This is a genomic window from Acidovorax sp. sif1233 (genome assembly GCF_019218755.1).
In the GTDB taxonomy this organism is placed as follows: Bacteria; Pseudomonadota; Gammaproteobacteria; order Burkholderiales; family Burkholderiaceae_C; genus Acidovorax.
In genome coordinates this window covers 629,211-655,962 of record NZ_JAHUWZ010000002.1, presented here as the reverse complement: position 1 = coordinate 655,962, position 26,752 = coordinate 629,211, and the positions used below count along the sequence as shown (strand labels likewise).

The 26,752-nt window shown below is 70.2% G+C and carries 23 protein-coding genes; 15 read left to right on the top strand and 8 right to left on the bottom strand.

Annotated features, from left to right (window positions below; all coding sequences use genetic code 11):
* Positions 1-18: 18 nt before the first annotated feature.
* On the bottom strand, positions 19-1,608 hold the full coding sequence (locus KW843_RS10440) for a DNA-3-methyladenine glycosylase 2 family protein (RefSeq protein ID WP_218295051.1): 1,590 nt from the start codon (positions 1,606-1,608) through the stop codon (positions 19-21).
* 144 nt (positions 1,609-1,752) lie between these two features.
* Between KW843_RS10440 and KW843_RS10435 the strand changes: the two genes are divergently transcribed.
* The 3 genes from KW843_RS10435 (at position 1,753) to KW843_RS10425 (ending at position 5,360) form a co-directional block, all read left to right on the top strand.
* Entirely contained in the window at positions 1,753-3,141 is a 1,389-nt protein-coding gene (locus tag KW843_RS10435; protein WP_218295322.1) for a phosphomannomutase/phosphoglucomutase, read from the top strand.
* Between the two features lie 75 nt (positions 3,142-3,216).
* The gene (locus tag KW843_RS10430; RefSeq protein WP_218295050.1) at positions 3,217-4,002 is read left to right on the top strand and encodes a carbon-nitrogen hydrolase family protein; all 786 of its coding nucleotides are present in this window, start codon (positions 3,217-3,219) and stop codon (positions 4,000-4,002) included.
* On the top strand, positions 3,999-5,360 hold the full coding sequence (locus tag KW843_RS10425; RefSeq protein ID WP_218295049.1) for a 3-deoxy-D-manno-octulosonic acid transferase: 1,362 nt from the start codon (positions 3,999-4,001) through the stop codon (positions 5,358-5,360). The genes KW843_RS10430 and KW843_RS10425 overlap by 4 nt, the downstream gene beginning before the upstream one ends.
* Here KW843_RS10425 and KW843_RS10420 read toward each other — a convergent pair.
* The 6 genes from KW843_RS10420 to KW843_RS10395 all read right to left on the bottom strand — a co-directional run bounded on the left by KW843_RS10420 (position 5,353) and on the right by KW843_RS10395 (position 13,007).
* Entirely contained in the window at positions 5,353-6,687 is a 1,335-nt protein-coding gene (locus KW843_RS10420; RefSeq protein ID WP_218295048.1) for a TolC family outer membrane protein, read from the bottom strand. The genes KW843_RS10425 and KW843_RS10420 overlap by 8 nt on opposite strands.
* Before the next feature lie 84 nt (positions 6,688-6,771).
* The gene (locus KW843_RS10415) at positions 6,772-7,113 is read right to left on the bottom strand and encodes a rhodanese-like domain-containing protein (protein ID WP_218295047.1); all 342 of its coding nucleotides are present in this window, start codon (positions 7,111-7,113) and stop codon (positions 6,772-6,774) included.
* 47 nt (positions 7,114-7,160) lie between these two features.
* Positions 7,161-7,874, bottom strand: coding sequence for a protein-L-isoaspartate O-methyltransferase (locus tag KW843_RS10410; RefSeq protein WP_218295046.1), 714 nt, complete (start codon positions 7,872-7,874; stop codon positions 7,161-7,163).
* Between the two features lie 25 nt (positions 7,875-7,899).
* Positions 7,900-11,100 (bottom strand): efflux RND transporter permease subunit, encoded by a 3,201-nt coding sequence (locus KW843_RS10405; RefSeq protein ID WP_218295045.1) that lies wholly within the window; start codon positions 11,098-11,100, stop codon positions 7,900-7,902.
* 15 nt (positions 11,101-11,115) lie between these two features.
* Positions 11,116-12,282, bottom strand: a complete 1,167-nt coding sequence (locus tag KW843_RS10400) for an efflux RND transporter periplasmic adaptor subunit (RefSeq protein ID WP_218295044.1) — start codon at positions 12,280-12,282, stop codon at positions 11,116-11,118.
* A 2-nt stretch (positions 12,283-12,284) separates the two neighbouring features.
* Positions 12,285-13,007, bottom strand: a complete 723-nt coding sequence (locus KW843_RS10395) for a TetR/AcrR family transcriptional regulator (RefSeq protein ID WP_218295043.1) — start codon at positions 13,005-13,007, stop codon at positions 12,285-12,287.
* A 93-nt stretch (positions 13,008-13,100) separates the two neighbouring features.
* On the opposite strand from KW843_RS10395, the gene msrA reads away from it, so the two are divergent.
* A complete protein-coding gene (gene msrA / locus KW843_RS10390; RefSeq protein ID WP_218295042.1) occupies positions 13,101-13,640 on the top strand; it encodes a peptide-methionine (S)-S-oxide reductase MsrA in 540 nt (179 codons plus the stop codon).
* A 32-nt stretch (positions 13,641-13,672) separates the two neighbouring features.
* Here msrA and KW843_RS10385 read toward each other — a convergent pair whose 3' ends face one another.
* Entirely contained in the window at positions 13,673-14,647 is a 975-nt protein-coding gene (locus tag KW843_RS10385) for an SAM-dependent methyltransferase (RefSeq protein WP_218295041.1), read from the bottom strand.
* 163 nt (positions 14,648-14,810) lie between these two features.
* Here KW843_RS10385 and KW843_RS10380 point away from each other — a divergent pair, with 163 nt between their 5' ends.
* The 11 genes from KW843_RS10380 to KW843_RS10330 all read left to right on the top strand — a co-directional run bounded on the left by KW843_RS10380 (position 14,811) and on the right by KW843_RS10330 (position 26,737).
* Positions 14,811-15,647: a helix-turn-helix domain-containing protein gene (locus tag KW843_RS10380; protein ID WP_218295040.1), complete on the top strand. Its 837-nt coding sequence runs from the start codon at positions 14,811-14,813 to the stop codon at positions 15,645-15,647.
* Between the two features lie 219 nt (positions 15,648-15,866).
* A complete protein-coding gene (locus KW843_RS10375) occupies positions 15,867-16,292 on the top strand; it encodes a Fur family transcriptional regulator (protein ID WP_218295321.1) in 426 nt (141 codons plus the stop codon).
* On the top strand, positions 16,289-16,969 hold the full coding sequence (locus KW843_RS10370) for an ABC transporter ATP-binding protein (RefSeq protein WP_218295039.1): 681 nt from the start codon (positions 16,289-16,291) through the stop codon (positions 16,967-16,969). The genes KW843_RS10375 and KW843_RS10370 overlap by 4 nt, the downstream gene beginning before the upstream one ends.
* Complete coding sequence (locus tag KW843_RS10365) at positions 16,966-18,204, top strand: ABC transporter permease (protein ID WP_218295038.1); 1,239 nt, start codon at positions 16,966-16,968, stop codon at positions 18,202-18,204. The genes KW843_RS10370 and KW843_RS10365 overlap by 4 nt, the downstream gene beginning before the upstream one ends.
* 37 nt (positions 18,205-18,241) lie before the next feature.
* The gene (locus tag KW843_RS10360) at positions 18,242-18,496 is read left to right on the top strand and encodes a hypothetical protein (RefSeq protein ID WP_218295037.1); all 255 of its coding nucleotides are present in this window, start codon (positions 18,242-18,244) and stop codon (positions 18,494-18,496) included.
* A 221-nt stretch (positions 18,497-18,717) separates the two neighbouring features.
* Positions 18,718-19,314 (top strand): DUF3299 domain-containing protein, encoded by a 597-nt coding sequence (locus KW843_RS10355; RefSeq protein ID WP_218295036.1) that lies wholly within the window; start codon positions 18,718-18,720, stop codon positions 19,312-19,314.
* Between the two features lie 57 nt (positions 19,315-19,371).
* On the top strand, positions 19,372-19,881 hold the full coding sequence (locus tag KW843_RS10350; protein WP_370628481.1) for a hypothetical protein: 510 nt from the start codon (positions 19,372-19,374) through the stop codon (positions 19,879-19,881).
* 260 nt (positions 19,882-20,141) lie between these two features.
* The gene (locus KW843_RS10345) at positions 20,142-22,256 is read left to right on the top strand and encodes a TonB-dependent receptor domain-containing protein (RefSeq protein ID WP_218295035.1); all 2,115 of its coding nucleotides are present in this window, start codon (positions 20,142-20,144) and stop codon (positions 22,254-22,256) included.
* Positions 22,257-22,416: 160 nt separating this feature from the next.
* The gene (locus KW843_RS10340; protein WP_218295034.1) at positions 22,417-24,600 is read left to right on the top strand and encodes a TonB-dependent receptor; all 2,184 of its coding nucleotides are present in this window, start codon (positions 22,417-22,419) and stop codon (positions 24,598-24,600) included.
* Positions 24,600-25,337, top strand: coding sequence for an ABC transporter ATP-binding protein (locus tag KW843_RS10335; RefSeq protein ID WP_218295033.1), 738 nt, complete (start codon positions 24,600-24,602; stop codon positions 25,335-25,337). Before KW843_RS10340 ends, KW843_RS10335 begins: the two co-directional genes overlap by 1 nt.
* Positions 25,334-26,737, top strand: coding sequence for a DUF3526 domain-containing protein (locus tag KW843_RS10330; RefSeq protein ID WP_218295032.1), 1,404 nt, complete (start codon positions 25,334-25,336; stop codon positions 26,735-26,737). The genes KW843_RS10335 and KW843_RS10330 overlap by 4 nt, the downstream gene beginning before the upstream one ends.
* The last annotated feature ends 15 nt before the right edge of the window (positions 26,738-26,752 follow it).

Here is a 26,752-nt window from a genome sequence, read left to right as displayed (position 1 = left end):
CTGGATCAGCGCGAAAAGCTATTGTTTTGATAGTGTTTCAGGCGCCGGGATGGCGGGCTCCGCCGTGCCCGCCGCCCAGGCGCGCAGCACCGCATAGCTGCGCCACGGGCGCCACGCCTCGGACGCCGCGCTGGCGGCGCGCGCCGGGTTTTTCTGGCCCTGGACACCCAGCGCCTTGTGCAGCGCCACGTCGGCGGCAGGGAAGGCATCGGGCCAGCGCAGCACGCGCATGGCGATGTACTGCGCCGTCCAGTCGCCAATGCCGGGCAGGGCGCACAGGGCGGCCGTGGTCGCGGCCACATCGGCGCCGGCATGCAGGGCCAGGCCCCCGCTGTCCACGGAGCGGGCCAGCGCCACGATGGCGGCCTGGCGCTGGCGCACGATGCCCAGCTGGCCCAGGGTGTCGCCGTCGGCCACGGCGAGCGTGGCGGCCGTGGGAAACAGCCGGTTCAGCCCGGGCCAGGGCGTGGCGATGGGCTCGCCCAGCCGCTCCACCAGCCGCTGCCCCAGCGTGCGCGCGGCCGCCACGGTGATCTGCTGGCCCAGCACGGCGCGCACGGCCAGCTCGAAGCCGTCGAACGCACCGGGCACGCGCAGGCCGTCGCCGTCCGGGAAGTGCGGGTGCAGCACGGCGTTGATGGCCGCCGGGTCGGCGTCCAGGTCCAGCATGGCGCGCACGCGGCGGATCACGAGCGGCAGCACCGGGTACAGGCTGTCGCTGGTCTGCAGCAGCACCTGGTGGCGGACCACGTCGAAGCGCGCGCTGAACCAGCCGGTGGTCTCCTGCGCCATGCCGGTGCAGGCGGACGGCAGGCGCACGGTGCGGCGCAGCGTGGCCTCGTGGGGCAGCACCCATTCGACGCCGTGGAACTGCCGCCGCTCGAAGAACGCGAGCAGCGCCGCCACGTCGAAGGGCGGGCGCCAGGCCAGGCGCAAGGTGCTGCCGGTGCCGGACGCGTCCGCCTTGAGGGGGCCCGCGCCGCTGCGCCGCAGCTGGGTGGGATTGAGCCCGTAGTGCCCCGCGAACGCCGCATTGAAGCGCCGCACGCTCGCGAAGCCGCTGGCCAGCGCCACCTGCGTGACCGGCATCGGGGTGTCGGTGAGCAGCTGCTTGGCCGTGAGCAGCCGCCGGGTCTGCAGGTACTGCAGGGGCGACACGCCCAGCGCGGCCTCGAAGATGCGGCGCAGGTGGCGGTCGCTCACGCCCAGGCGTTCGGCCAGCCGGGCGACGGTGGCGCCGCTGTCGCCCCGCGTGGGCCGGGCCGGCCAGAGGTCGGGCGCATCCAGCAGCCGCACGGCCTGCTGCACCAGGATGCCGCTGGCATCCTGCACCGACCACACCAGCGCCTGCGGCGCCAGCTCCGGCCGGCAGCGCAGGCAGGGCCTGAAGCCCGCGCTCTCGGCCTGGGCGGCAAGGCTGAAGAAGCGGCAGTTCTCGCGGCGCGGCGTGCGCACGGCGCACACCGGGCGGCAGTAGATGCCGGTGGAGGTCACGCCGGTGAAGAAGCGTCCGTCAAAGCGCGCGTCCCGGGCCAGCACGGCGAGATAGCGGCCCTCGTCCGAGGCCATGTCGGTGTCCGTGGAAGAGGGCAGGTGTGGCGAGGTCATGGCGGGATGATAGGCCCCGGCGGCGCGCGCACTGGCCGTTTTCGGACATGTGCCTCGGCGCCCCCGGGCGGCGTGCGCAAGGAGGCGGAAGGGGCCGCCTACAATGCTGCGGACGTTTCAACCCTCTTCGTGAAAGGCCCCTACGTGCAGCCCACGCCCGCCATTTTCAAAGCCTACGACATCCGCGGCATCGTGCCGTCCACCCTGAATGAAGAAGTGGCCCTGGGCCTGGGCCGGGCCTTTGGCACCGCCGCCCGCGCCGAAGGGCAGACCACGGTGGCCGTGGGGCGCGACGGGCGCCTGTCGGGCCCGGCCATGTCGGCCGCGCTGATCCAGGGGCTGGTGGAGGCGGGCATCGAGGTGATCGACGTGGGCCTGGTGACCACGCCACTGCTCTACTTTGCAGCCAGCACGCTGTGCGCGAGCGGTATCCAGGTCACGGGCAGCCACAACCCCAAGGACTACAACGGCTTCAAGATGGTGCTCAATGGCCGCGCCATCTACGGCGAGGAGATCCAGGGCCTGCGCCGCACCATGGAGCAGGAAAGCTGGCAGCTGCTGCCCGGCGGTTCGGTGCGGCATGTGGACGTGCTGCCGGCCTACACCGCGCGCATCGTGGGCGACATCAAGCTGGCCCGCCCGCTCAAGGTCGTGGTGGACTGCGGCAACGGCATCGCCGGTGCGTCGGCGCCGGACATCTTCCGCGCGCTGGGCTGCGAGGTGATCGAGCTCTTTTCCGAGGTGGACGGCAACTTCCCCAACCACCACCCCGACCCGAGCAAGCCGGAGAACCTGCGCGACCTGATCGAGGCCCTGAAGACCAGCGACGCCGAGCTGGGCCTGGCCTTCGACGGCGATGGCGACCGCTTAGGGATAGTCACCAGGGACGGCACCAACATCTTCCCCGACCGCCAGATGATGCTGTTCGCGCAGGACGTGCTCTCGCGCGTACCCGGCGGCGAGATCATCTTCGACGTGAAGTGCACCCAGCGCCTGGCGCCCGCCATTGCGGCCGCCGGCGGCGTGCCGGTGATGTTCAAGACCGGCCATTCGCTCATCAAGGCCCGCATGAAGGAGACCAACTCCCCGCTGGGCGGCGAGATGAGCGGCCACATCTTCTTCAAGGAGCGCTGGTACGGCTTCGACGACGGCACCTATGCGGGCTGCCGCCTGCTGGAGATCCTGAGCAGGAGCAGCGACCCGAGCGCCGTGCTCAACGCACTGCCCACGAGTTTCTCCACCCCCGAGCTGAACGTGGCCTGCGCCGAGGGTGAGCCGCACCGCCTGACGGCCGAATTGCAGGCCCTGGCCGCCGGCACCTTCGCGGCGCCCGCCACGGTGAGCACCATCGACGGGCTGCGCGTGGACTGGCCGGACGGCTTTGGCCTGATCCGTGCCAGCAACACCACGCCCGTGCTGGTACTGCGCTTCGAAGGCCACACGAGCGAGGCGCTGGCGCGCATCGAATCGGCCATGCTGGCCCTGCTGCACCGCGTGAAGCCTGGTGCGCACGTGGGGGCCGCGAGCCACTGAGCCGGGCGCGATGATGCCCGCACGGCGCATTCGCCCCGCCGAACTTTCCCTGACCCTTTCGCCCATCCGCCGACCGTGAATTCGCACCTGTCCACCCCCCTGCGCATCGCTGCCGCGCAGTCGCCGTCCGTGCCCGGGGACGTGGCGCGCAACGTGCAGACGCACCTGGCCTTCGCGCGGGTGGCGGCGCACCACGGGGTGCAGGTGCTGGTGTTTCCGGAGCTGTCGCTCACGGGCTACGAGCCGGCGGTGCTGGCCGCCCAGGTGCTGGATGCCGACCATGGCGTGCTGGCGCCGCTGCGGCAGGCGGCGCGCGACCACGGCATGGCGCTGGTGGTGGGCGCGCCCGCGGCCCCCGTGGCGCCGGGCGCGCTGCTGCCCGCCATCGGCGCATGGGTGCTGGGCGCCGATGGCAGCGCGGCGCTGTACCGCAAGCGCCATCTGCATGCCAGCGAAGCGTCATTCGCCAGCGCGGGAATGGACGACGCGCAGGTGCACCTGCTCGCCGGCGAACCCACGGGGCTGGCCATCTGCGCCGACATTACCCACCCCGAGCATGCGCGCGCCGCGCACGGGGCGGGCGCGGTGCTCTATGCCGCCAGCGCGCTGATTTCCGAAAAAGGCTACGGGCCCGAGTCGGACCTGCTGCGCGGCTATGCGCGGGACCACGGCATGGCCGTGCTCCTGGCCAACTACAGCGGGGCCTCGGGCGGCTACGCCAGCGCCGGCCGCAGCGCGGTCTGGGAGCCCGGGGGCGGGTGCGTGGCCGCGGCCACGCACGACCGGCCCTGCCTGGTCTGGGCCGCGCGCGGTGACAGCGGCTGGAGCGGCGGCGTGCTGGACCTGCCCCTTCCGGTATGAACGCCGCGCGGGCCCTGTATTCGCTGGTGACCTGGTGCGCGCAGCCGCTGCTGCGCCGCAAGCTGCGCCGCCGCGCGGTGGCCGAGCCCGGCTATGGACATGCGGTGGGCGAGCGGTTTGGCCGCTACCCGGCGCCCATGGACAGCCTCATGCCGCACAGCAGCTCCGACCCGCTCGGCCGCTTTGTCTGGATCCATGCCGTATCCCTGGGCGAAACCCGCGCCGCCGGCATCCTGCTCGGGCAGCTGCGCGAACAGCTGCCGGGCATGCGCCTGCTGCTCACCCACGGCACGGCCACGGGGCGGGCCGAGGGCGAGCGGCTGCTGCACCCCGGTGACGTGCAGGTGTGGCAACCGTGGGATACGCCGGGCGCGGTCGCACGTTTCCTGCGCAAGTTCCGCCCGGCCATCGGCATCCTCATGGAGACGGAGGTCTGGCCCAACCTGGTGGCCGGCTGCCAGCGGCGCGGCGTGCCCCTGGTGCTGGCCAATGCGCGCTTCAACGCCACGTCGCTGCGCAAGGCCCAGCGGCTGGCGCCGCTGGCGCGCCCGGCCTATGGCGGCCTGGCCGCCGTCTGGGCCCAGACCGAGGACGACGCGGCCCGCCTGCGGGCCATCGGCGCCCCGGTGCGCGGCGTGTTTGGCAACCTCAAGTTCGATGTGGTGCCCGACGCCGCCCAGACCGCCCAGGGCCGCGCCTGGCGCGCGCGCGCGAGACGCCCCGTGGTCCTGCTGGCCAGCAGCCGCGAGGGCGAGGAGGCGATGTGGCTGGAAAATTTCAGGCAAAAACAGGCTCCAGCGCTTGCTGGCAAAGCGCCAGCAGCTATCAATGGCGAAGCAGGTAGCGTGCAGTGGCTCATCGTGCCGCGCCACCCGCAGCGTTTTGACGAGGTGCACCAGCTGCTCCAGCGCGCCGGGCTCGGCGTGTCGCGCCGCAGCACCTGGGCGGCCGGGCCCGAGGCGGCCGATGTGTGGCTGGGCGATTCGCTGGGCGAGATGGCGCTGTACTACGGCCTGGCCGACGTGGCCTTGCTGGGGGGCAGCTTTGCGCCGCTGGGCGGCCAGAACCTCATCGAGGCCGCCGCTGGCGGGTGCCCGGTGGTGCTGGGGCCGCACACCTTCAATTTTGCGGAGGCGGCCGAGCTGGCCTGCGCGGCGGGCGCCGCGCAGCGCGTGCCCGACATGGCCGCCGGCATCGCGTGCGCTGCGGCGCTGGCACTGGACGCCGGCCGCCAGCGGGCCGCCAGCGAACGTGCGGGCCGCTTCGCCAGCGACCACCGCGGGGCCGCGCTGGCAACGGCCCGGGCGGTGCGCGCGATCGTGCAGCCCGCCGGGGCTTCCCTGTCTCCCTCTACTTGACGAGCAGGGCGTTGATCGCCTCGACGTCCTGCTGCGTCAGCGTGCCCGCCGCCTGGCGCAGCTTGAGCGTGCCCAGCAGCACGTTGTAGCGGGCCTGGGCCAGGTCGCGCTTGGTCTGGAAGAGCTGGCTCTGGGCGTTCAGCACGTCGATGTTGATGCGCACCCCCACCTGGTAGCCCAGCTTGTTCGCGTCCAGCGCACTCTGGCTGGAGGCCTCGGCCGCTTCCAGGGCCTGCACCTGGCCCTGGCCGGACTGCACGCCAAAGAAGGCAGCGCGCGTGGCCTGGGCCACGTTGCGGCGGGTGGTTTCCAGGTCGGCCGTGGCCTTTTCTTCCAGCGCCAGGGTTTCCCTGATGCGGTTTTGCACCGAGAAGCCGGCGAACAGCGGCAGGTTGAACGCCACGCCCACGCTGGCGCTGTTGGTGCGGTTGTTCACGCCGGGCGACGTGATGGTGCCGTTCGGGTTGCGCGTGATGTTGTATCCCGCCTGCAGGTCCACCGTGGGCAGATGGCCGGTTTCGGCCTTCCTGGTTTCCAGGCGGGCGATGTCCAGCGCGATCGCGGCCTGGCGCACGCCGGGCTGCTGGTCGCGCGCGGTATCCACCCAGGTGGTCACGTTGTCGGGCTGCACGGAGGGCAGCGGCACGGGCAGCGCCAGGGGCTTGGGGGTGGTGCCTGTGATGCCCACGAGCTGGTCCAGCGCCAGGCGCTTCACCCGCAGGTCGTTTTCGGCGGCAATTTCCTGCGCCACCACCAGGTCGTAGCGGGCCTGGGCTTCGCGCGAGTCGGTGACGGTGGTGGTGCCCACCTCGAAGTTGCGCTTGGCGGAGGCAAGCTGTTCCGACACTGCAGCCTTTTGCGCCTGCACGAAGGCCAGGGTGTCCTGCGCCGCGAGCACGTCAAAATAAGCCTGGCTCACACGCACCAGCAGGTCCTGCGTGGCCGCATCCAGCTGCGCCTGGGCGACATCCACGCCACGCTGGCCCTGTTCGAGGGTGATGCGGTTGGCGGGGCGGTACAGCGGCTGCGAGGCCTGCACGCCCAGCGTCTGCGTGGTGCCGGTGTTTTCCACCGGCGGGCGGCTCAGCTCCACATTGGCGCGGCTGAGCCCGGCCGTGAGCCCGGCGCTGGGCAGCAGGCCCGCGCGGGCCTGGTCGGCGCGGCGGGCCGCCGCATCGAGCTGGGCGCGGGCCGATTGCCACGCCGTGTCATAGGTGCGGGCCGATTCCACCAGTTCCAGCAGGCTCTGGGCTTGCGCCGGGGCACACAGTGCCGCGCCGAGCGCCAGGGACAGAAGGGACAGGGAGAGGGGCCGTAGCGGTGTCATGGAGGTCCTTCGGAAAAGAGTCTGCGTGTCGAAAATGGGGCAAAACAGGCGCGGTGGCTGCGGGCGGTCCGGCCGCCGCCGTCGTCAATAGCGGGGCACGGCGGGGTCGCTTTCCTGCGACCAGGCGTCGATGCCGCCGGTGATGTTGGCCACCTGCTCAAAACCGTGGTGCTGCAGGAAGGCCGCCACGCGCAGGCTGCGGGCGCCGTGGTGGCACAGGCAGGCGATGGGGCGGGCGGGGTTCAGCTCGGCCAGACGCCCGGACAGCTCGCCCATGGGGATGGCGGCCAGCTCGAAGCCATCCGCACGCACGCTGGCGGTCTGCAGCTCCCAGGGCTCGCGCACGTCCAGCACCAGGGGCTGGCCGCCTTCGGGGGCGGCGGCGAACCAGGCGGACAGCTGGGCGGGACGGACGTGATCGATCATGCAGGACTCCGAAGGGGACTCAGGATGCAAGGCTCGGGGAGCCGAGGTCAGAACGTGAAGCCGGACGGCTCGGGGAAGTTCACGAGGCGCGGCGCGATGGTGTCCCAGGGCGACACCGTCTCGAAACGGTCGCCGGCGCGGCGGGTCACGGTGAAGCGCATGACGGGTTCGCCGCCGACGATGGCGCCCAGGCGGCCGCCATCGCGCAGGTGCGACAGCAGGGCCGTGGGGACTTCGGCGACCGAGCCGCTGAGCACGATCACGTCGAATGGGCCATCGGGGATGGCATCGCGGGCGCCGTCGCCCTGGCGCACGTCGGCGTTCTGGATGCCCGCGTCGCGCAGGTTCTCGCGGGCCATCTCGGCCAGCTCGGGGTTGATCTCGAGGGACACCACGCGCTCGGCGCGGTGGGCGAGCAGGGCGGCCATGTAGCCGGAGCCCGCGCCGATCTCCAGCACGCGGTCGGTGGGCTTGATTTGCAGGTCCTGCAGGATGCGCGCCTCGACGCGCGGCTGCAGCATGCTGTGGCCCAGGCGCACGGCCTCTTCGGCGTCGTTGCCGAGCAGGGGCACTTCAATGTCCATGAACGCCATGTTGCGGTAGGCCGGAGGCACGAAATCTTCGCGGCGAACGATCGCCAGCAGGTCCAGCACGTCGGCGTCCAGGACGTTCCAGGGACGGATCTGCTGCTCGATCATGTTGTAGCGGGCCTGGGCGACGGGGTCGCTGGTATTGGCGGACGTGTTCAGAGGCATGTTCATGGGATTTCTCCAGGGGAGGCGTGGGTCAGGACAAACCCTCGATTTTAGAGGCCCCGGCCAGGGGGCGGCCGCGGCCCATGCGGCGAAGGGCCCATTGCGCCAGATCGTCCATGTAGCAATACACCACCGGCACCACCACCAGCGTGAGCAGCGAAGAGGTGATCACCCCCCCGATCACCGCCTGGCCCATGGGCGCGCGCTGCTCGGAACCCTCGGACAGCGCGAACGCGAGCGGCACCATGCCGAAGATCATGGCCAGCGTGGTCATGAGGATGGGGCGCAGCCGCACACGCGCGGCCAGTAGCAGGGCGTCCGCCCGGGGCAGGCCGGGCACGGTGCGGCCTTCGTCGTTCACGTGTTCCTCGCGGGCGCGGATCGCGAAGTCCACCAGCAGGATGGCGTTCTTGGTCACGAGGCCCATGAGCATCACCACGCCGATGATGGAGAACATCGACAGCGTGGAGCGGAACATCAGGAGCGCCAGCACCACGCCGATGAGCGTGAGCGGCAGCGAGGTCATGAGCGCCAGCGGCTGCAAAAAGCTCTTGAACTGGCTCGCCAGGATCATGTAGATGAAGATGATGGCCATGGCCAGGGCCGAGATGGCATAGCCGAAGGACTCGGCCATGTTCTTGGTGGAGCCGCCGAACTGGTAGCGGTAGCCGGGAGGGAAGCTCACGCTCTCGAGCGCCTTCTTGATGTCGTTGGACACCTCGCCGGCCGAGCGCTGGGCCACGTTGGCGTTCACGGCCACCTCGCGGGTCAGGTCGCGCCGGTTGATCTGGTTGGCGCCGGTGGATTCGGTCACGCGGGCCACCTGGTTCAGGCGCACGATGCGCGTGGTTCCGTCGGCGGCCGTCAGAGCGAAGGGCAGGCGCTCCAGGTCTGCGGGGGCGGTGCGGGCCTCGGGGGCCAGGCGCACATTCACGTCATACGTCTGGTCGTCCGGCGCGCGCCAGTTGCCCACGGTGGTGCCCGCCACCAGCGTGCGCAGCGAGGCGGCCATGGGGGCCACGGCCAGGCCGAGGTCGGAGGCGGCCTCGCGGCGCACATCGAGGGCGATCACCGGCTTGTCGGGCTTGGCGCTGGTGTCCAGGTCCACCAGGCCCGGGATGTCGCGGATCTTGTCCGTGACGATCCTGGTCAGGCGCTCCAGCTCCTGCAGGTCGGGGCCCTGCAGCGAGAACTCCACCTGCTTCTGGCCGCCCACGGCATCGAGCAGGCCCACGTGGGTCACCGTGATGCCGGGCACCTGCTTCAGGCGCTCGCGCAGCACGTCCGACATCTGGTCCACGCTGCGGCTGCGGTCCTTGCGGTCCACCAGGCGCACGTACAGATTGGCGTACATCTTGCCTTGCGCGCTGCCGGTGTTGATGGTGGCCAGGGTGTAGCGCACTTCCGGCATCTCGCGCAGGATGCCTTCCACCTGCCGGGCCTTGGCCTCGGTCGCTTCCAGCGAGGAGCCCACCGGCGTGTAGAAATTGACGGTGGTTTCGGAGAAGTCGGCCTTGGGCACGAACTCGGTGCCCAGCAGCGGCACCATGAAGATGCTCAGCACGAAGATGGCCAGCGCAATGCCCATGGTGGCCAGCTTGTGCACCAGCGACCAGCGCAGGATGCGCTGGTAGCCTTCGGCCAGCGCATCGGTGGCCCGGTCGAACCAGCCCGTGACGCGGCCGATGGTCTTGTCGTAGAAAGTGACCGGCTCGGTGCGCTGCCCGTGGGCGTGGATGCTCGGGTCGTGCCAGATGCTCGACAGCATGGGGTCGAGCGTGAAGCTCACGAACATCGAGATCATCACCGCCGCGACGATGGTGATGCCGAACTCGTGAAAGAACTTGCCGATGATGCCGCCCATGAAGCCGATGGGCATGAACACCGCCACGATGGACAGCGTGGTGGCCAGCACGGCCAGGCCGATCTCCTGCGTGCCGTCCATCGCCGCGTTGTAGGCAGACTTGCCCATCTGCACGTGCCGCACGATGTTCTCGCGCACCACGATGGCATCGTCGATCAGCAGGCCCACGCACAGGCTCAGCGCCATCAGCGTGATCATGTTGATGGTGAAGCCGAACATGTTCATGAACAGGAAGGTGCCGATCAGCGCGATGGGCAAGGTGAGGCCCGTGATCACCGTGGAGCGCCAGGAGTTCAGGAACAGGAAGACGATGAGCACCGTGAGGATGGCGCCCTCGATCAGCGTCTGGCGCACGTTGTTCACCGCCACGCGGATGGGGCGGGCGCTGTCGCCGATGGTCTCCAGCCGCACGCCGGGCGGCAACTGGCTCTTGAGTTCGGCCACGGCGGCGGTCAGGCCGTCCACCACCTCGATGGTGTTCTCGCCCTGCGACTTCTGCACCGACAGCAGCAGCGTGCGCTGACCGTTGTACAGGGCCAGGCTTTCGACTTCCTGCGCGCCGTCGTTCACGCGGGCCACCTGGTCCAGGCGGACGGGCGCACCGTTCTTGCGGGCGACGATGATCCTGCCAAAGTCCTCGGGGCGCTGCATGCGTGCGTCGATCTGCACCACGCGCTCCTGCGCGAGGGACCGGATGGAGCCCACGGGCAGGTCCTGGTTCTCGTTGCGCACGGCGCTGGCCACCTGGTCGGGCGTCACGCCGAAGGCTTCGAGCGCCTGCGGGTTCAGGTAGATGTTGATTTCGCGCTTGGTGGCGCCCACCAGGTTCACGGCGCCCACGCCGCGCACGTTCTCCAGGCGCTTCTTCAGCGTCTGCTCGGCCCAGGTGGTCAGCTCCACGGCACTGCGGGCCGTGGCGCCCGCCGTGTCGTCCGGCAGCACGGCCAGCGACCACACGGCCCGGCTGGCGGGATCGAAGCGCAGCACGCGCGGCTCCTTGACCTCGGTGCGCAGCAGGGGGCGCACGGTGGCCACCTTCTCGCGCACGTCCTCGGCGGCCTTGCGGCCGTCGATGTGCAGCTGGAACTCGATGATGACGACGGCCGTGCCCTCATAGCTGCGCGAGGTGAGGGCGTTGATGCCGGCGATCGAGTTGACGCCTTCCTCGATCTTCTTGGTGACTTCGCTTTCGACGATTTCCGGCGACGCACCGGGATAGTCCACGGTGACCACCACCACCGGGAAGTCGATGTTGGGGAATTGATCGACCTTCAGGCGCTGGTACGAGAACAGGCCCAGCACCACGATGGCGAGCATCACCATGGTGGCGAACACGGGGTTCTTGAGGCTGACTTTGGTGAACCACATGGCGGTGCGGCGCGGTCAGGGGGCGGTGCGGGGCACGGAGGCCGGGGCGGCGGGCGCGGCAGCCGCCACGGCGGTGCCCTCGCGCAGCTGTCCGATGCGGCCGGCGATCACGGGCGTGCCCTCGGCCACGCCCTCGATGGCGACCCAGGTCTGGCCGCTCAGCACCGACCGCGCACCGGTCTTGACCTCCACGTAGGCCACGCGGCCGTCCTTGAGCGTCTGCAGGTAGGGCGCTGGCTTGTCGGTGCGCACGGCATCCAGCGGCACGGCCAGCACCTCGGCGCGGCCGGTGTCGAGCGTGCCCTGCACGAACAGGCCCTGGCGCAGCGGCGTTTCGCCCCGGGCCTGCTCCACCCGCAGGTAGACGGGCACCGTGCGGCTGCCGGCCTGTGCGCTGGGGTTGATGCGCGCCACGGTGGCGGGCACGGGCACGGCCGAGCCTTCCATGGTGAGCAGGGCCTTCTGGCCCACGCGCACGGCCAGCGAATCGGCGGGGCTCAGCAGCGCCTCCAGCTCCAGGCGGGAGAGGTCCACCACCTCGATGATGCGGGCGTCCACGGCCACGCGCTCGCCGGGCTGGGCCAGGCGCTGGGCCACCAGCCCGGTGATCGGGCTCTTGAGCACGGTGTCGTCGAGCGCCTTGCGCGCCACGTCGGCGGCCGAGACGGCGGCCTGGTGGCTCGACTGCGCCGCCTCCAGGCTGGCCTGCGAGGTGACCAGCGCCGTGGGCGAAATGAAACCCTGGTCCACCAGCGCGCGGTTGTTGGCGTATTGCCGCTGGTTGATGTCCACCTGGGACTTGGCGGCATCGGCCTGCTGCTGCGCCTGGCGCAGCCGTGCGCGGGCTTCGGTGGGGTCGATGCGGGCGATTTCCTGGCCGGCCCTGACGCTGTCGCCCTCGCGCAGGATGAGGCCCTGCAGTTCCCCGCCCACGCGGGCCTTGACCATGGCCGACTCGACCGCCCGCAGCGAACCCGACACCGGCACTTCCAGCGTGAGGCTCTGGCGCCGCACGGTGACGATCTCGTCCGCGGCCAGCTGCAGCGGCGCCTGCGCCTTCTGGGCGCTGGCCTCGCTCAGCGCCTTCTGCTGCGCCTGGCGGGCCGCCATGGCGCGCCACGCGCCGCCGCCCAGCAACACAACGACGATGGCTGCCGCCACCCAGGGAATCCAGCGTTTCATGGTCAGGCGCCGCGCACGGGCGGAGAAGAAGAAGGGGAGGAGGAGGGAGGGGCGCACGGGGGTGCATCGGGCCGCACGAGCAGCCCATGCAGCACGTTGTCGATCTGCGCCTGGATGAACAGCTCGGGCTGCAGGCCCAGGCCGTCGGGGATGCAGACCGCCAGCGAGTGTTTCCACATCATCAGGAAGATCATGGGGGCCAGCACCACGTGCACGATGTAGTCGAGCGCCACCGGCCGGAACTCGCCGCGCTCGATGCCGCGCTGGATGATGCGGCGGATCAGCCCCTGGCCCGGCTGGATCACTTCCTGCTGGTAGAACTGCATGATCTCGGGGAAGTTCTGGGCTTCGCTGAACATCAGCTTGGTGATGCCCGAGGCCTTGGTAGAGCCGATGCGCTCCCACCACACCTCGTAGCAATAGCGCAGCAGCTCGGCGGTGGTGCCTTCGAAGGTCTCCAGCTCCTGCGTCCACTCCTCGAAGCGGCCGGCGATGTTGTGCCGCACCACGGCCTTGAAGAGTTCTTCCTTGCTGGGGAAATACAGGAACAGCGTGCCCTTGGAAACCCCGGCACGCGCCGCCACCTCATCCACACGGGTCGCGGCGAAGCCCTTCTCGACAAAAAGGTCCAGCGCCGCTTCCAGCAGCTCGCCAGGACGGGCTTCCTTGCGGCGCTCGCGCTTGGTGCCCGGGGGGGCGGAAGAGGGGTTGGGCGTGGGGGACAAGGGAAATTCTGTTAATGACTGACCGGTTAGTAATGTAGCAAGCACCTGCCGGAGCGTCAATTCATAATCGCAAAGCACAACCAAAGGACCACCATGACCTTGCAAACCATCACTCTGGGCGGCGGATGCTTCTGGTGCACCGAGGCCGTGTTCGACCGCGTGCGGGGCATCACCGACGTGGAGAGCGGCTATACCAACGGCCACACGCTGAACCCCAGCTACGAGCAGATCTGCCGGGGCGACACCGGGCATGCCGAGGTGGTGCGCCTGACGTTCGACGCCGACGAGATCAGCCTGGAGGAGATCCTGGAGATCTTCTTCCATACCCACGACCCGACCACCCTCAACCGCCAGGGCAACGACGTGGGCACGCAGTACCGCAGCGGCATCTACTACGACAACCCCGCGCACGGCGACATCGCCCACGGCATGATCCGCCAGATGTCGCAGGACAAGCTGTTCGGCGCGCCCATCACCACCGAGGTGAAGCCGCTGGCCAACTACAGCGCGGCCGAGGCCTACCACCAGGACTACTTCGCGAACAACCCGAACCAGGGCTACTGCGCCTTCGTGGTGGGCCCCAAGGTGGACAAGTTCCGCAAGACCTTCGCCCGCTATCTCAAGCCGGCGTGACGGCGCGGCCGTGACGCAGGCCGCGGCGGTGGTCACCGGGCCGCCGCCGGGGCCCGCGCACCCACACGCACCCGCACGACGCCACCCAGCAGCCCGCCCAGCACCCGCTGGCGCCGCGTGCTGGGCCGGTGGGCCAGCAGCGTGCTGCGGATCATGGCGGGCGTGATGAACTCGGCGGGCTCGAAGCCATGGCCCGCCAGCAGGGCCCGCAGCTCGGCATCGCGCAGGAAACACCGCCAGGGTTCGCCCATGCGGCCGAAACGCCGCGCCATCAGGCCCAGCGCCAGCTTGCGGCCCCATTGCAGCGCTCCCGGGCGGCGCACGTAGTCAAACACCAGCACGCTCCCCGGCGCCGCCCCGGCACCGATGCGCGCGAGCGTGGCCTGCACGGCCGAGGGGGCGAGGTACATCGTCACGCCCAGCCAGGAGAACACCGTGCGCTGGCCCGCGTCCAGGCCCTGGGCCGCCAGCTGCTCCATGAAATCCTGGCGCTCGAAGTCCACCGGCACATAGGCAGCCCCCGGGGGCATGCACAAGCCCGCCGAAGCGGCCAGGCCCCGCTTCCATGCCTGGGTGGACGGGTGGTCCACCTCGAACACGCGCGCCAGGCCGCGCGGCCATTCACCGCGCAAGGCAAAGGTGTCCAGGCCCGCGCCCAGCACCACGTACTGGGTGGCCCCGGCGGCCACGGCCTCGCGCAGCGTGTCTTCGGCAATCCGGCTGCGCACCGCCAGCGCGCCGCGCATGGCCTGCGAAAAGCTCCCCGCGTCCCTCGCAAGGCCTTGGGGGCCATCGCCCTCAAGCGCCTGCCGCACCTGCGCGGCCCCGGCGGGGCCCAGGATGTCCAGCGCCAGCGGGTCGGCGAAGATCTCGCCGCCCTCGATCAACTGGTGCCGGGCGCGTGCGATGCCGCACAGCAGGGCGGTATGGCTGGGCCGGGCCGATGCCAGCAGCGGCTGCTGCGGGGTGGAGGGGGCAGGTGCGGCGGAGCGGGGTGTGGGTGTCATGGTGCCGGTGATTCTGGCGCGCGCCGGCGGTGCCGTCTTGAACGTTTTCGCCAGGCGCGGCGTGCCGCAGGCCTGGCGTCTGTTGGTCCAGCGTTGGGATCCGGGGCGGACCTGTTTACGATGCGTGCCTGTGCGAATCCGGTTCCAGCTCCCTTTTGCCACCGTGGTCCTGCCGCCTGCGCCGCTGGCGGGGTGCATCCGCGCGTACATCACCAAGGACACCACGCGCCGTGCGCACGGCACGGCGCAAGGCCCGCAGCTCAACCGCTATCCGGCCTCGGTGTACTGCGGCATCGCCTGGTACCTGGAGGGCAGCTCCGAGCAGCTCGGCCCCGGCCAGCAGGCGGTGCGGGCGCTGCCGGCCACGCTGCTGCTGGGGCCCCAGACCCGGCCGCTGGTGACCCGCAACCCCGGGCCGGTGCGCACCTTTGGCGTGGTCTTCCATCCGCAGGCATTCCACCGGCTCACGGGCCTGGACATCAGCACCCTGGTGGACGGACTGCTGCCCGTGCAGGACGTTCTGTCGCCCGCCTGGCTCGCGCTGTGCGACGGCGTGCGCGCGGCCGCCAGCGATGCGCAGCGGATGGCGCTGCTGGAGGACTTCGTGGCCAGCCAGGAACCTGCGCATGCCGAGGCCCCTGCGGCGGGCGCCGCCGCGGCCGTGCGCTGGATGCGCGAATTGCAGGCCCACGCTGCCGCCCGGGGCCTGGGGGGCAGCCTGCGCAGCCTGGAGCGCCACATGCGGACCTGGGCCGGCCAGTCGCTGCGGCGCCTTGGCTGGCTGTCGCGGGCGGAAACCGCGCTCACGCGGGCCCGGCTGGAGAGCGAACAGTCGGGGCACGCGCCACGCTGGCACGACGTGGCGCTGGGCGCGGGCTATGCCGACCAGGCCCACCTGTGCCGCGAGACGCAGCGCGTCACGGGCCAAAGCCCCTCCGAGCTGGCCCGGCGCGTGCAGGCCGAGGACGAAAGCTACTGGCTTTACCGCCTCTGGTCCTGAGGCCTCGCGCCCCGGGACGGTGCTGGCGCGGCGGCCAGAAGGCACTGAAGGGGCGGGATGGCCCGGGCCCACGGGCGGTGATTGCCGCCGCGGGGTGCCGGCTGCCTGCATAATGCAAGCTGATTGCGTTACAGGCGCCGCCGCCCCGCACCCGCCATGCCCACACCCCGCCGCTCCCCCGCCACAGTGCCCGCCGCCACCTGGACCTTGCCCGCCGGCATGCGCGCCACCCGTGCCACGCGGGCACTGGCGGCGCTGTACGCGGCGCGCCCCGAGGCTGCGTTGTCCGAGGCAGAGGTGGAAGCCGCGCTGGCTGGCGCTGGCGCCCCCGTCAACAAGGTCACCGTCTACCGCATGCTCGACCGGTTTGCCGCCGCGGGCCTGCTGCACAAGCAGGTGGATGCCGCCCGCGTCACGCGCTACGCGCTCGCGCCGCAGGGCGACGACGGCGCGGCGCCGCGCTTTGAATGCGATGACTGCCACCGCCAGTTCCGCCTGTCGCAGGGCTCGGCCAAGGTGCGGACCGCGCTCAGGCAGGTGCTGCAGGCACTGGCCACGGCGGGGCATGAGAGCCTGGCGGTGGACATCGCGGTGCGCGGCCGCTGCGCGGGCTGCGCGCACCCTGCCGAGGGCGCCGCCGCATGATCCGCACCCGGGGCCTTTCCTATGCCTACCCCGGCGGCGACGCGCCGCTGCGCTTCCCCGATGTGGATCTGCGCCAGGGCGGCACGCTGCTGCTGCGGGGGCGCTCGGGCACCGGCAAGTCCACCTGGCTGTCGCTCATCGCCGGCCTGCGGGGTGCCAGCGGCGGCGATCTGTTCGTGGCGGGCACCCAGCTGGGTACGCAGCGGGGCGCCGAGATTGACGCCTGGCGCGCGCGCAGCATCGGCTTTCTGCCGCAGAAGCTGTACCTCTCCAGCGCGCTCACGGTGGCCGACAACCTGGCGCTGGTCTACTTTGCCGCCGGGCTGCCGCGCGACGATGCCGCCATCACCCGTGCCTTGGCGCAGGTGGGCGTGGCCGAACTCGCCACGCGCCGGCCGCACCAGCTCTCGGGCGGGCAGGCGCAGCGCGTCGCGCTGGCGCGGGCCGTGCTGCTGTCGCCCGAGCTGCTGCTGGCCGACGAGCCCACGGCCAGCCTGGACGACGAGGCCGCCGCCGATGCGCTGGACTTGCTGCGGCAAAGCGCCGCCGCCTGCGATGCCAGCCTGGTGATTGCCACGCACGACCAGCGCGTGGTGCAGGCCCTGGCCAGCGCGCAGATGCTGGATTTGAACGAAATTGGCCCCGGGCGCTTGCAGGACAAGCGCGAAAAGCTATGAATTCAGTAGCAATCAAGCTGGCCCGCCTGTCCTGGCGCTACCTGTGGTCGCGCCCCCTGGCGGCCGTGCTCAACCTGCTGGTGCTCACGCTGGGCCTGGCGGCCATCACGCTGGTGCTGCTGGTGGCCACGCAGCTGGACAAGGCGTTCGAGCGCGACCTCGCGGGCATCGACCTCGTGGTGGGCGCCAAGGGCAGCCCGCTGCAGCTCATCCTGGCGGGGGTGTTCCACATCGACGTGCCCACGGGCAACATTCCGCTGCAGGAGGTGCAGGCGCTGCAGAAGAACCCGCTGGTGGCGCAGGTCATCCCGCTCAGCCTGGGCGACAGCTACCAGGGCTTTCGCATCGTGGGCACCACGCCCGACTACGTGGCGCACTACGAGGCCGCGCTGGCCGAAGGCGCGCTGTGGCGCCAGCCCATGGATGCGGTGCTGGGCGCCACCGTGGCGCGCGGCATTGTCAGGGCCGGCCATGGCGGTGCGCAGCTGGTGGGCGCCACCTTTGTGGGCAGCCACGGGCTGGGCGGGGGAGGGCACGCGCACGGCGACCACCCCTACCGCGTGAGCGGCGTGCTGGCGCCTTGCGGCTGCGTGCTCGACCGGCTCATCCTCACCAGCACCGAATCCGTCTGGATGGTGCACGAGAGCGCCATGGCCACCGATGACGAGGACCTGGAACTGCTGAAGGACGACCGCGAGGTCACCGTGGCCCTGGTGCGCTACCGCACGCCGCTCGCCGCCGTCACGCTGCCGCGCCGGATCAATGCCGACACGGGCATGCAGGCGGCCGCGCCCGCCATCGAGGTCACGCGCCTGCTGCGCCTGCTGGGCGTGGGCGCCGATGTGCTGCGCGCCTTTGGCGGCGTGCTGCTGGCCGTGGCGGCCCTCAGCGTGTTCATCGCGCTGTGGAACGCGGTGCGCGAACGCCGCGCCGACCTGGCCATGCTGCGCATGCTGGGCGCGCCGCCGGGCCGCGTGGCCGGGCTGGTGCTGTGGGAGGCCCTGTGGCTGGCCGCCATGGCCTGCGCCCTGGGCCTGCTGCTGGGCCACGGCCTGGCCCACGCGCTGGGCTGGGCACTGCAGGCACAGGGCCTGCTGCCCGTCAGCGGCCTGGTGTGGCTGCCCGCGGAGGCCGGCGTGCCGCTGCTGGCCGCCGGCGTGGCGGCCCTGGCGGCGTTGCTGCCAGCGATGCAGGCCTACCGCACCGAGGTCGCGGACCTGCTGAGCCAACCCTGAATTTCCATTTCCGACCCACCGATTCGAAAGGTTCACCATGAAGAAGCTCTTCACCGCCCTGGCCCTGGCGCCCCTGCTGCTGGCGGGCGCGCTGGCGCATGCCCAGGGCGCGCATTCCGACAAGGAAACCAAGGCCGATGCCGAGCGCCACCGCGCCATGGCCGCCGCGCACGAGGCCGCCGCCAAGTGCCTGGAGGCCGGCAAGGGCCACGACACCTGCCAGAAGGAACTCCAGGCCGCGTGCAAGGGTCTGGGCATTGGCAAATACTGCGGCATGCGCCACATGCACTAAAGCTCCCCCCTGAGGCGCTGCGCGCCTTCCCCCCTGAGGGGGGACGCCCCGGTGGCCCTGCGGAGCCGGTTCCACGGGGGCACTGGCATGGGGGCGCGCCGGTTTTGTCGGGCGCAGCCGCAAATAAGGTCGGGTGGAGTCAAGTGGTTCCTCGACGGCGTTGATGCGGTCATGGAACAGTTGGCCCTGTGCGCACGGGGCGTTCACGGAAGGGGATTTTTATGCACCATCGTTTGTTGCCTCGGTTTGTGCCCGGGCGCTCTGTCGCTCTGCCTTTGGCGCTGGCGTTGGGTGTCGGCATCTCCGGCACCGCCCTGGCACAGGGCCAGCCTTCCGCGGCGCCTGCGCTCAGTTCGCCCTTGCCGGCGGGGGCTGGGGGTGCGCCGGTGGCGGGTGTGCCGTCGGGCTCCGGTGCGGGCTACCACAGCCCGAACAGTCCCGTCGCGCCGCTGCCGCAGCGCAATGACGTGATCCCCTGGTCGGTGCTGACCGACCTGACCAAGAAAACGACCAAGGACGGCATCCTGCCCGTGTTCAACGACGCGCAAAAGGGCATGGACAAGACCACGCAGCGCATCCAGGGCTTCATGATGCCGCTGGACGCCAAGGCCACGCAGACGCACTTCCTGCTCACCTCGGTGCCGCTGACCTGCTCGTTCTGCCTGCCCGGCGGGCCCGAGAGCATGGTCGAGGTCAAGGCCAAGACGCCCGTGCGCTATTCGCTGGAGCCCGTGGTGGTCGAAGGCAGGTTCACCGTGCTCCACAACGACCAGTACGGCCTGTACTACCGCGTGGTCGAGGCCGTGCCGGTGAAATAATCGCAGGTTGCCGGCGCTTTGCCTGTCCGCGCCGCCCCGCCCCCTATTTTTTTTACCGTGACCTCCACCTTCCGCCCCCGACCAGCCACGCGGCCGCATGCCCTGCGCGGCGCGGGGCAGGGTGCGCGCGGGCGAGGGCGGGGGAGCCGCCGCCTGCCGTCGCAGGTGGTACAGCTGGCGCTGGCCTGGCTGCTGCTGGCCCTGGTGGCCGTGCCCACGCTCGGGCGCCTGCACCAGGTGGTGCACGGCGGCGCGCTGGACCGGGTGCATGCGGGGCAGTCGCTGTCTTCCGCCGCATCCGCGGCGTCCGTTGCACCAGGGGCCGCCGCTTCGGCGAGCGGCGACGGGCACGGCCACGGCCTGCTGCTGCCGCTGCTCCTGGGCCACCACGCTCCCGTCGATTGCCTCGTGCTCGACCAGCTCGCGCTGGGCGATGCCCTGCACAGCGCCCCCCTGGCGCTGCCCCATGCGGTGCCCGCGCAAGCACCGTCCGCCGACCCCGCGGGGCGCGGCGCCGTCGCGCATGTCGCGCTGTTCCAGGCGCGCGGCCCGCCCGGCCGGGCCTGAAGCACCACGCCCCGGGCCTTTTCCACGCGCCGGCCGCCCCCGCCTCTGCCGCAGGGCCGCGAACGCCGCCGGAGCAGGTTCCCCCACGGCGCACCCCGTGCTTCGTTTACATCAAAACTCCTGATTTCATAGCTGCCAGCGCTTGACCATCAAGCGCTGGAGGCATTTTTTATTCATGGCTTCCCGCCCCGTGGCGTGAAGCCGCGCGCTGCACGCCTGGCCTGGCCGGCGCGGCGCGCCCCCCTGTTGCAAGCACCACCATGATCCACACCTCCTTAGCCCCTTGCGCGCCAGCGCGGCGCGCCCGTCCAGCCCTCCACCCCGTGGCCCTGGCCGCCATGCTGGCGCTGTCGGGCGCGGGCAGCGCCCACGCGCAGGCCGCGCCCGCCACCGAGGCAGCGCCCAGCCTGCCGTCCGTCACCGTGTCGGCCAGCGGCCTGCAACTGGGCGCCAGCGACATGACCACGCCCGTCACCGTGCTGGAGGGCGACGAGCTCGTGCGCCGCCGCGAGGCCACGCTGGGCGAGACGCTCAACAGCGAACCCGGCATCACCAGCAGCCACTTCGGCGCCGGTGCCAGCCGCCCCATCATCCGCGGCATGGACGGCCCGCGCGTCAAGGTGCTGAGCGACGGCGCCGAGCTGCACGACGCCTCCACCATCAGCCCCGACCACGCCGTGGTCTCCGAGCCCTTGCTCGCCACGCAGATCGAGGTGCTGCGCGGCCCCTCGGCCCTGGTCTACGGCAACGGCGCCGTGGGCGGCGTGGTCAACGTGCTGGACGGCAAGATCCCCACCGCCATCCCGCAAAAGGGCTACGAAGGCAGCGCCGAGCTGCGCGCCAACACCGGCGCGGGCGAAGGGGCGGGGGCCTTCTCGCTGACCGGCGGCGCGCGCAACCTGGCCGTGCACGTGGAAGGCGTCTCGCGCGACGCGGGCGACTACCGCGTGGGCAAGGGCTGGGCCCCCGAGGGCGAGCCCGCCCGCAAGGTGCTGGGCAGCTTCAACCGCACGAACACCGGCAGCGTCGGCCTGTCGTGGGTGGGTGAGCAGGGCTACCTGGGCGCCGCCTACACGCGCCAGAGCGCCAAGTACGGCCTGCCGGGCCACAACCACAGCTTCGAGGGCTGCCACACCCATGGAGACCACCTGCACTGCGGCGCCCACGCGGGTGAAGGGGAAGACGGCCACGACCACGGCGCCGAAGAGCATGGCGACGTGCCCGTGGTGGACCTGCGCAGCGAGCGCTTCGACATCCGGGGCGAGCTGCGCAACCCCTTTGCCGGCTTCTCGGCCCTGCGCCTGCGCGCCGGGGTCACCGACTATGTGCACGACGAGGTCGAGGACGGCGCCATCAGCACCACCTTCAAGAACAAGGCCTACGACACGCGCATCGAACTGCAGCACGAGCCATTGGCCGGGTTCAAGGGCGTGGTCGGCCTGCAGACCTCGCAGCGCAAGTTCAGCGCCGAGGGCGAAGAGGCCTATGTGCAGCCCACGGTCACCCGCAAGCTGGGTTTCTTCGCGCTGGAGGAATACCGCGTGGGGGACTGGCGCTTCGAAGCCGCCCTGCGCCACGACCGCCAGACCGCCGAGGCCCAGGCCAGCGGCATCGAGCGCAGCCACAACGGCACGTCGGCATCGCTGGGCGCGGTGTGGAAATTCACGCCCGGCTACCAGGTGGGCACCTCGTTCACCCGCGCCAGCCGCGCGCCGTCGGCCGAAGAGCTGTACGCCCAGGGCCTGCACATGGCCACCAGCACCTATGAGCGCGGCAACGCCGACCTGCGCTCCGAGATCTCGCAGAACATCGATGTGAGCCTGAGGAAGACCAGCGGCGACACCACCTTTGGCGTGAGCATCTTCCGCAACCGCATCAACAACTACATCTACGGCCGCACGCTCGATGCGGTGGACGGGCTGCAACTGCTGCAGTACAGCCAGGCCGACGCCACCTTCACCGGCATCGAAGGCCAGGTGCGCCAGCGCCTGAACCGCAACCTGGGTATCACCCTGTTCGGCGACACCGTGCGCGCCCGGCTCAACGACGGCGGCGGCCTGCTGCCCCGCATCCCCGCCACGCGCGCGGGCATCCGCCTGGACGCCCACTGGAACGCCTGGGAAGGTCAGGTCGAATGGGTGCAGGTGGCCCGCCAGAACCGCGTGGCGGAGTTCGAAACCGCGACGCCGGGCTACGGCATGCTGAACCTCGGGGTGAGCTACAACGGCCAGTTCAGCAGCGGCACGCCGTGGCAGGTGTATCTGAAGGCGAACAACCTGACGGACCGCCTGGCGTATGCACACACCAGCTTCATCAAAAACGCAGCGCCGCTGATGGGGCGCAACGTGACGGTAGGGGTGAAGGTGGCTTTCTAAAAGCTGGCCGCATTGCGCGGCCTGCCCAGCCCCATTCACTCACTCGCTCACGTACTTCCAAGCGCACTCTGACTGCCGCCGATCCCTCAGCGGTTGGGCAGCGCGTGCGCGCGCTCGTACTCGTGCCCGTACCCCAAATCGTCCGTTGACGAAACCCGCCATGAACCCAACCCGTTTTTCCCCTTCTCCATCGCGCAGCCGTGCTGCGCTCAACCGCAAGCCCGTTGCCAAGCTCACTGCTGCCGCACTGGCGGCGGCACTGGTGCCGTGGGCCCATGCACAGACATCACAGGAACCTGCCGCAGCTTCCGCATCAGAAGCAATCACCCAGCCCGCACGCGCTCTTCCGACAGTGGACGTGCTGGGCACGACCGCCGCCGCCACGCGCACGCCCGGCGAACGCGCTGCCGTCACGCTCCAGCCAGGCGCACTCCCCGCAACGGTGCAGCAACTCAACCAGGACGACATTGCCAACACCAATGTTGGCCGCGATATTTCCAACATCTTTCGCCGCGTGCCCGGCGTGCTGGCCAACAACATCGACCAGGGCGAAACCGGCAACGGATTTCGCATGCGCGGGTTTGCCACCCAGGGCACGCACGGCGCCGATACCGCCGTGTATGTTGACGGTGTGCCGCAGAACATTCCGTCCAGCCAGGGTGGGGCAGGGCACGGCCCGGTGTTTCTGGAATGGCTCCACGCCGACCTGATCGACGGCGTGGACGTCATCAAAGGTCCTATCTCTGCCTTGTATGGCGACCAGAACCGCGCAGGCGCTGTTGACATCCGCACCCGCAACGGCGGCAGTGCCACGCCGTCTAGCCTCAGTATCAGCGCCGAGCGCCATGGCCTGCGCCGCAGTACCCTGGTGCTGTCCAGCACCGTTCCCACCAGCTTTTCCACCATCGACTCGCTGTGGATGGCCGATGTGTACCACAACGATGGCTACCGCTATGCGTCCCGCACCGGCCGCGACACGTTGTTCTGGAAGCTGTCTACCCAGCACCAAGGCGCCCGCTACAGCCTGCGCGTGATGCGCTACATGGCCGACTTTGATGCGCCTGGGTATCTGCTGCTGCCCGCGCTGGAAGCTGGGCTGGACCCACGCTCCACCCAATCGAACAACGCCGGCTTCGGGAATGCGCGGCGTACCAGCCTGGTGTTCAACCGCGCCCCGGCCGAAGGTGAGGCGGGATGGTATGCCACGGCCTATGCGGAAAGCCTTAATCGCAAACGCGGCATCACGGCCAACGCCACCCACCATACGGTGGGCGTGGACGACCGGGACATCTTTGGCGCGCGCGTGCTGCACAACACCACGTTTGGCAACGCCGCCATTGCCTTCGGCGCCGAGCTGCGCAAGGACCGTGGCGACGCCTACCGCCAGATCTACGTCAACCGCGCACCATCGGCCAGCTACGTCAATGCGCAAGACCTGGACCTGCTGACCTACGGGCTGTTTGCGCAGGGCCAGTGGCGCGTGACCGATACCCTCAAACTGAGCGCCGGTGCGCGCTACGACCGGTTTGACTACGACATCGCCAACCTCAAGCTGCCCGCGGCCAGCACCGGCTACGACAAGGGCGTGTTCACGCCCAAGCTGGGCGCGTCGTGGTCGCTCACACCGCAGGTGGAGTTGTTTGCCAACGTGGCCGAAGGCATGCGGTCGCCTTCGGCCGAGCAGATCAGCAGCAGCGGCGCCACCGGCCCGCTGGGTGCGACAGGCGGTGTCATCAGCCAGATCGCGCCTAGCAAGGTGCGTTCGTTCGACTTGGGCTTTACCGCATCGCCTGCCAGCGGCTGGACAGTGTCGGGCGTGGGGTACGCCATTCAGAATTCCGACGAAATCGTGGGTCAGGCCGATGGCTCTTTCAAATCGGTGGGCGAGACCACGCGCAAAGGGCTGGAGCTGGAAGCCCGCTGGCGCGCCAGCAGCGCCACCAGCGTGTACGCCAGCATCGGCAAGATCCTGGAGGCCAAGGTGGACAACCCGGCACCCAATACCGGTGCAAAGCTCACGGTGCCTGCCACGCAACTCAAGGCCGGGGCCCAGCACAAGCTGCGGCTGGGCGAAGGCCAGCTCACACTCAATGCAGATGCCTACCTGATCGCGGACATGCCGTACTACGTAGGCACGCCTGCCACGCAAGAGCGCACCATACCTCTGTACACGCGCTATGACCTGCGCGCCACGTACGACTGGAAGCAGACGCAGCTGTCGCTGTACGCCACCTTCCAGCCCCACCGCTACGGCACCGAAATCGCCTACGGCAGTGCCGCAGGGCTGATGATGTCGCCCCTTCCCCGCAGCACGTTTGGCGCCACACTGCGCTACTTCTTCTGATGGAAGCCGCGGCCATTCTTGAGACCCGCGCCCTCACCATCCGACGGGGCGACCAGGTCTCGCTGCAGGCGCTCAACCTAGCGGTCACGGCGGGCAGCGTGTATGCGCTGCTGGGCGGCAACGGCGCGGGCAAAACCACCACGCTGAACGCGCTGCTGGGTTTTGTTCCCGCCGCGTCGGGCCAGGCACTGGTCAACGGGGTGGACGCCTCGCTGCAGCCGCAGCAGGCACGCGCTCACCTGGCGTATCTGCCCGAGAACGTGGCGCTGTACCCCTACCTGTCGGGGGTGGAGAACCTGCGCTACTTCTGCAAGCTGTCAGACATTGCACTCGACAGCGCGCAAGCGCACGACCTGCTCACAGCGTCGGGCCTGGCACCCGATGCACAGGGCCGCCGGGTTGGCGGGTATTCCAAGGGCATGCGGCAAAAGGTAGGCCTGGCGATTGCCAAAGCGCGCCGTGCCCGTGCCATGCTGCTGGACGAGCCCACCTCCGGGCTGGACCCTGCTGCTGCCAACGAGTTTGCGCGAAGCGTGCTCCAGGCCAAACAGGGCGGTATGGCCGTGCTGATGGCCACACACGACCTGTTCAATGCCATGCAGGTGGCTGACCGCATCGGCATCCTTCGCGAAGGGCGCCTGGTGGCGGAGTTTGCCGCGCACGACATCGCCCACAACGAGCTGGAGCGCATCTACCTGCAGCATGCGCGCGGCGTGGTGGAGGACACCGCACCATGATCGCATCCATCGCCGCCAAGGAGATGCGCGCGTTGCTGCGCGACGGGCGCTTGTCGGGACTCGGGCTGGTGCTGGTACTGCTGTTGGCGGCCGTGCTGGTGTCGGCCGTGCACCAGCGCCAGGTGGCAGAACAGGAGCGCCATCAGGTCGAGGCCGCCGCGCGTGCGCAGTGGGATCACCAGGGCGACCGCAACCCCCACCGTGCAGCGCACTTCGGGCTGTATGCGTTCAAGCCTCAACTGCCACTGGCCAGCGTAGACCCTGGCATCCATGCGCGCACCGGTCAGGCGCTGTGGCTGGAGCCGCACAAGCGCAACATGGCGCTGCACGCACCCGCCGCTGACGCCGCCCCGTCCATGGGCCTGGGCGACTTCACCCCGGCGTTTGTGCTGCTGGCGCTGGTGCCATTGCTGCTCGCCGTGCTGGGCCATGGCTCTGTCACGCAAGAACGGGAGCAGGGCACCCTGCGCATGCTGCATGCGTGTGGAATGCGCGGCGTGCCGCTGGTACTGGGCAAGTGGCTGGGGCTGTGTGCCAGCGTGGCCCTGGTGCTGGCACCCGCTGCGCTGGTTGCAGGCTGGCTGCTGGCTGCACGGCAGGGTGCGGCTGAGGCCGCAATGCTGCTGGCGGCGCTCGGTGCGTACTACGCCACCTGGGCGGCCGTCACGGTCGGGGTGTCGTCCAGGTGTCGCACTTCGCGCGGCGCGCTGCTGGTGTTGCTGGCGCTGTGGGTGGGCTGGGTGTTCATCGTGCCGCGCCTGGCGGCGTCCACGGTCGAGGCGCTGGCGCCACTGCCCACGGGCGAGGCGTTCTGGGCCGGTATCCAGCGCGACATTGACCAGGGCCTGCCGGGGGAGGGCAGCGCCGCCCAGCGCATGAAGGCGTTTGACGCACAACTGCTGGCCGACAACGGCGTGGCGCGCCTGGAAGACCTGCCCTTTGGCGCCAATGCCAAGCGCCGCCTGTTCAGGGATGCGTATGCCACCAAGGTGTACGCACTCCATTTCGGCCAGTTGTGGGACACGCAGGCACAGCAGCAATACCTGCTGCGATGGCTGACCGCCGTATCGCCCTACGCCCCGATGCGGGCCGTGACCAGCGCACTGGCGGGCACCGACCTGGCCCACCAGCAGCACTTTGAAGAAGCCGCCGAGCAATACCGCGAGCGCTTCACCGCCCTGGTGGACGAATGGGACCTGCAAGCTACCCAGGGGGTCACTTCGTTCGAGAGCCGCTACGCAGGCAACGCGCTGTGGCAGGCGATTCCGGAATGGACTTACACACCACCCGGCATCGGCTTTGCGCTGCGCCACAGCGCCGCTGACTGGGCTGCCCTGGCGGCCTGGCTGCTGGCGGCCCTGACGGCACTCTGCCTGGGCGCCAGGAGGCTGAACCCTTGACGGCCCTTGTCACCA